This window comes from Sphingomonas sp. (genome assembly GCF_040398505.1).
Taxonomy (GTDB): domain Bacteria; phylum Pseudomonadota; class Alphaproteobacteria; order Sphingomonadales; family Sphingomonadaceae; genus Sphingomonas.
In genome coordinates, this window is record NZ_JBBATX010000152.1 from 1 (window position 1) to 5,088 (window position 5,088).

General features: G+C 66.3%; 5 protein-coding genes. All 5 read left to right on the forward strand.

Annotated features, from left to right (window positions below; genetic code table 11):
• The coding region (locus ABWP09_RS13505; RefSeq protein WP_353205644.1) for an antitoxin Xre/MbcA/ParS toxin-binding domain-containing protein at nt 1-237 on the forward strand (237 nt) is incomplete at its 5' end.
• Nucleotides 238-783 (forward strand): RES family NAD+ phosphorylase, encoded by a 546-nt coding sequence (locus ABWP09_RS13510; RefSeq protein ID WP_353205645.1) that lies wholly within the window; start codon nt 238-240, stop codon nt 781-783.
• A 74-nt stretch (nt 784-857) separates the two neighbouring features.
• A complete protein-coding gene (locus tag ABWP09_RS13515) occupies nt 858-1,670 on the forward strand; it encodes a hypothetical protein (protein WP_353205646.1) in 813 nt (270 codons plus the stop codon).
• Between the two features lie 158 nt (nt 1,671-1,828).
• Nucleotides 1,829-3,553 (forward strand): DUF1800 domain-containing protein, encoded by a 1,725-nt coding sequence (locus ABWP09_RS13520; RefSeq protein ID WP_353205647.1) that lies wholly within the window; start codon nt 1,829-1,831, stop codon nt 3,551-3,553.
• A gap of 11 nt (nt 3,554-3,564) precedes the next feature.
• Nucleotides 3,565-4,956, forward strand: a complete 1,392-nt coding sequence (locus ABWP09_RS13525) for a DUF1501 domain-containing protein (protein WP_353205648.1) — start codon at nt 3,565-3,567, stop codon at nt 4,954-4,956.
• Nucleotides 4,957-5,088: the final 132 nt, after the last annotated feature.

Below are 5,088 nucleotides of genomic sequence, written 5' to 3' on the forward strand. Positions count from 1 at the left end.
ACCCGGTGGAGCAAAGGCGAAGCCGATCCGACGATCGACAAGCAGACCGCGATGGCGCAGCTCCGCTGGGTCGCCGCGCGGCTGGGGGATTTCTATGCGCCCGATGAAGTGCGGCTGTGGCTGCAATCGCCGCACCCACAGCTTGACGGGATGCGTCCCTATGATCTGATCGTCGACGGGCGGACGCGCGATGTGCTCGAAGTGATCGAGCGGCTGGACAGCGGGGTGTATCTCTAGGTGAGCCGCCGCCGCGCGCTCGACGACCGGCTGCTCGATCTCGTCGGGGCGATCGAGGGGACGCGGTTCGACGGCCCGATGTGGCGCGTGGTGCGCGAAGGTCGCGACGTGCTCGACGGATCGCGCGGATCGGGCCGGTGGAACAGCGCGGAGATGTCGGTGCTGTACGGCGCGGCCGAGCGCGACGGGGCGATTGCCGAGATTCATTTTCATCTGAGCCGGGGGCAATCGGTGTTCCCGTCGCGGATGCGGCACGACGTGTTCGAACTCGCGGTGACGGCGCGCAAGGCGCTGGTGCTGGCGGACATGGCGCAGCTCCGGCGGCTGGGGGTGGAGGATCGCCGCTATCGCGAGATGTTGTATGAGCGCACGCAGGAAATCGGCGCGGCGGCGGCGTTTCTTGGCTTTGACGGGATGATCGTGCCGTCGGCGCGGTGGGAGTGCCGGAACATCATTTTGTTTCTCGACGCGATCCAGCTCGACGAGGTGCGCACGGTTTCGCGCGAGCCGGTCGATTGGGCCGCGTGGCGGAAGGCGCATGCCTGAACGCAGGCTATGTCCTACAGCCCCCAACCCGCGATACATACCCCGCTCCTTTTCGCGAACGAAGGAGCAGGACAATGGACAGCACCGGGGACCGCCCGACCAAGCCGCGCTGGACGGCGGACACCGAGATTGCGTTTTTGCTCGCGCTGCGGATGCACGGGACGGCGACGGCGGCGTGTCGGGAGATTGGGCGGCCGTTCAGCAGCGTGGCGCTGCGGCGAAAGGAGAGCCCGGACTTTGCGGCGCGGTGGCAGGCGGTGTTCGACGCGAAGCCGTGGGCGAAGATCGCCGCGGAGAAGGCGAAGCTGGCGGCGATCGATCCGGTCGATCTGGAGGCCGATGCGGGCGAAATGCCCAATCGCGCGCGCGTCGACGGGTGGACGCCGCTGCGCCAGCGCGCCTTCCTCCGCGCGCTGACGGCGACGGGGGAGATTGAGAAAGCGTGCAAGCTCGCGCGGATTTCCAATACGGCGGTGCGCAAGGCGCGCGCGGCCTATCCGAGCTTTGCGGCGGCGTGCGACCGGGCGATCGCCAAGGCCGAGCCGACGCTCGAACAGATTGCGGTCGATCGCGCGATCAATGGCGTCGCCGAGCCGGTCTATCATGCCGGTCAGGTCGTCGGGCACAGAAGGCGCTATTCCGACGCGCTGATGCGCGATGCGTTGAAGCGCGAGGATGCGCGGCTCGGCACGCACAAGACCAAGCGCGATCTGGTGGCCGAGGCGAAGGCGGCGGCGGCGCTGGCGGGCGGGACGTTTGACTTGCCGAGCGACATGGCGGCGGTCGAGGCGGCGCTGCTCAAGAACCTCGGCGGGATGCGGCGGCGGATGCTGCGCGAGGCGGCGCTGGAGGCGGAGCGGTTGCTCGCCGCCGGGCTGGTGCCGTGAGCCGCTGCCCGGCGCGGGTACGGTGAACCCCGGATTGACATCCTTTGCGACCAAAGTTCGCTAGGTTTGCCCTACCATGCTTGGTATGTCCGATCCTGACGGACACGGCGCACCGGCGCACCAAAAGACTTTGGGCGCGGGCTTGGAGGGGACGGAACGTGGCGGAAACGATTCTTGAGACGATCGAGCCGGACGCAGCCCCCGCCGAAACGCTGGACCTGACGACACCGGCGGGCCTGTCGGGGGCATCGCTTGCCACGCTGGCGGCATCGCTCGCGCTGGCGGCGTGTTCGGGTGGTGGTGGTGCGGGGACGACCGCGGGCGGATCGCCAACCCCGACGCCGGCCACCCCCACGCCAACCCCGATCGCGGCGGCGGCGGCCAGCCGCTTGCTCGGCCAGGCGACGATGGGCGCGACCAAAAGCGAGATTGCAAGCGTGCAGTCGCTCGGCTTCGATGGCTGGATCACCGCGCAATTCGCGCAACCGCGCGCGACGAGCCATTGGGACTGGCTGGTCGCCAATGGCTATAATGTCGCGGCCAATATCAACAACACCACCGGGTTCGATCCGACGATCTGGCGGCAGATGATCGCCGAACCCGATCAGTTGCGCCAGCGCGTCGGGATCGCGCTGTCGGAGATGATGGTGGTCGGCGTCGACGGGCTGGTGCTCAACTGGAAGCAATTTGCCGGGGCGGCGTATTTCGACGTGCTGCTCGACAATGCGTTCGGCAATTTCCGCACGCTGATCGGTGCGATCACGACCAATGCCGCGATGGCGTCGTTCCTGACCTTTCTGGGCAACAAAAAGGGCAATACGACCACCGGCGCGCAGCCCGATGAGAATTACGCGCGCGAGCTGATGCAATTGTTCACGCTCGGGCTGTACCAGCTCAATGCCGACGGATCGGTCAAGACGAGCGCGGGCAAGCCGCTCGAGACCTATACCCCGGCCGACGTGTCGGGGCTGGCGCGGGTGTTTACCGGGCTGAACCTCGCCTCCGCGGTGAGCACCACGCCCGATCGCTACCGCGTGCCGCTGATCATGACCGCGTCGCAGCATGAGAGCGGGGCGTCGAGCTTTCTCGGCACGACGATCCCGGCGGGGACCGAGGGGATGGCGGCGGTGGGCCTCGCGCTCGATGCGATCTTCGCGCATCCGAACGTCCCGCCGTTCGTGTCGAAGCAATTGATCCAGAAGATGGTCACCTCCAACCCGTCCGCGGCCTATATCGGGCGCGTTTCGGCGGTGTTTGCGAACAACGGCGCGGGCGTGCGCGGCGACATGAAGGCCGTGATCCGCGCGATCCTGCTCGACGCCGAAGCGCGCGACGTCACCGCCGTGACCGCCAGCAACAGCGGCAAGCTGCGCGAGCCGGTCCACCGCCTGACCGGCTGGGCGCGGGCGTTTGCGGCGACGTCCCCGTCCAACGCCTGGACGATCGGCGATACGTCGAGTTCGAGCACACGGCTCGCCCAGTCGATCGGGCATAGCGCGACGGTCTTCAACTTCTTCCGCCCCGGCTATACGCCCGCCAATACCGCGATTTCGACCGCGGGGCTGGTCGCGCCCGAGTTCCAGATCACCAACGAGCTGAGCGTCGTCGCGTACGTCAATTACATGCAGGCGCTGATCGCCAATGGATCGGGCGATTTCAAGGCGGATTACAGCACGATCCTCACGCTGGCGGGCGACAGCCAGGCGCTGACCGACGAGGTCAATCTGGTGCTGGCGAACGGGCAGCTTTCCGCCGCGACCGTCGCCGCGATCAAAAGCGCGGTCGACAGCATCGCCAATAGCGGCGCGACCGGCCCCAGCAACCGCGTGATGACCGCGATCCTGCTAACGATGGCCTCGCCCGATTATCTGACCTTTAAGTAAGGACCGGACCGATGAACCCCAGCGACACCGGCTATCAATCGCGCCGCGCCTTCCTCAAACGCTCGGCCGCATTGGGCCTTGCCGGAAGCGCGATGCCGTTCGTCACCAGCCTCGCCGCGATCGGCGAAGCCGCCGCCGCCGTGACCACCGACTATAAGGCGCTGGTCTGCGTGTTCCTCTATGGCGGCAACGATTACGCCAACACACTGCCGCCGTACGATCAGGCGAGCTACAACCTCTATCAGGCTGCGCGCAGCAACATTGCGCTTGCGCGGACGGCGCTGGATGCGACCGTGCTCAATCCCGTAACCGCGCTGGCCGGCGGGCGGCAATATGCGCTGGCGCCGACGCTGGCACCGCTGCTGCCGCTGTTCAACGCGGGCAAGATGGCGGTGGCGCTCAACGTCGGCACGCTGATCCAGCCGACGACCAAGACGCAATATACCAACGCTTCCGTGCCGCTGCCGCCGAAACTGTTCAGCCATAACGACCAGCAAAGCTTCTGGCAGGCGAGCAACCCCGAGGGCGCGACATCGGGCTGGGGCGGGCGGATCGGCGATCTGTTCCAGAGCGGCAACGGATCCTCCACCCTCACTTGCATCAATGCGACGGGCAATGCGGTGTTCCTGACGGGCAAGACCTCGATCCAATATTCGGTCGGCACCAGCGGGCCGATCGCGCTGCTCGGCAATGGCAGTTCGCTGTTCGGATCGACCACGGCGGCGAGCACGCTGCGCACGCTGATGACGGGTACGCAGAGCAATATTTTCCAGAACGAACATGCCCGCGTGAGCAAACGCGCGCTCGATACCTATGCGCAAGTCAACACCGCGCTGGCCGGCGCACCGGTCGCGAATTTCCCCGGCTTTCCCACGCCCAACAGCCTCGCCGACCAATTGAAGATCGTCGCGCGGCTGATTTCCGTATCCTCCGAGCTCGGTGCGCGGCGGCAAGTGTTCTTCGTCTCGCTCGGCGGGTGGGACATGCACGATGCGCTCGTCACGGGCCATCCGACCCAGACCGGGCTGCTGGCGAATGCGATGAAGGCGTTTTACGATACGACGGCAGCGCTGGGCGTCGCCAACAAGGTCACGACCTTCACTGCCTCCGATTTCGGGCGGACGTTGCAATCGAACGACGACGGCTCCGATCATGGCTGGGGCAGTATGCATTTCGTGATGGGCGATGCGGTGCGCGGGCAGCGATTCTACGGCACGCCCCCGGCAATCGGCAACAACACGCCCGACGATGTCGGCCAGGGGCGATTGCTGCCGACAATGTCGGTCGACCAATATGCCTCGACGCTGGCGAGCTGGTTCGGGGTTTCGGCGAGCGACATGCCGACGGTGTTGCCGAATATCGGGAATTATAATCCATCGACATGGAATGTCGGGTTTGTTTGATGGGTTGGCCGGGGCGGTCTCCGCGCCGCCGGTAGCGGCTGCGCACGACGCTTTTTTTGGTGCGGAGCGATTCAGCGCGGTTGCGCGTTCGGGCTGATACGCGCAGCTAGTCGCGGCACGATCACAGGAGTT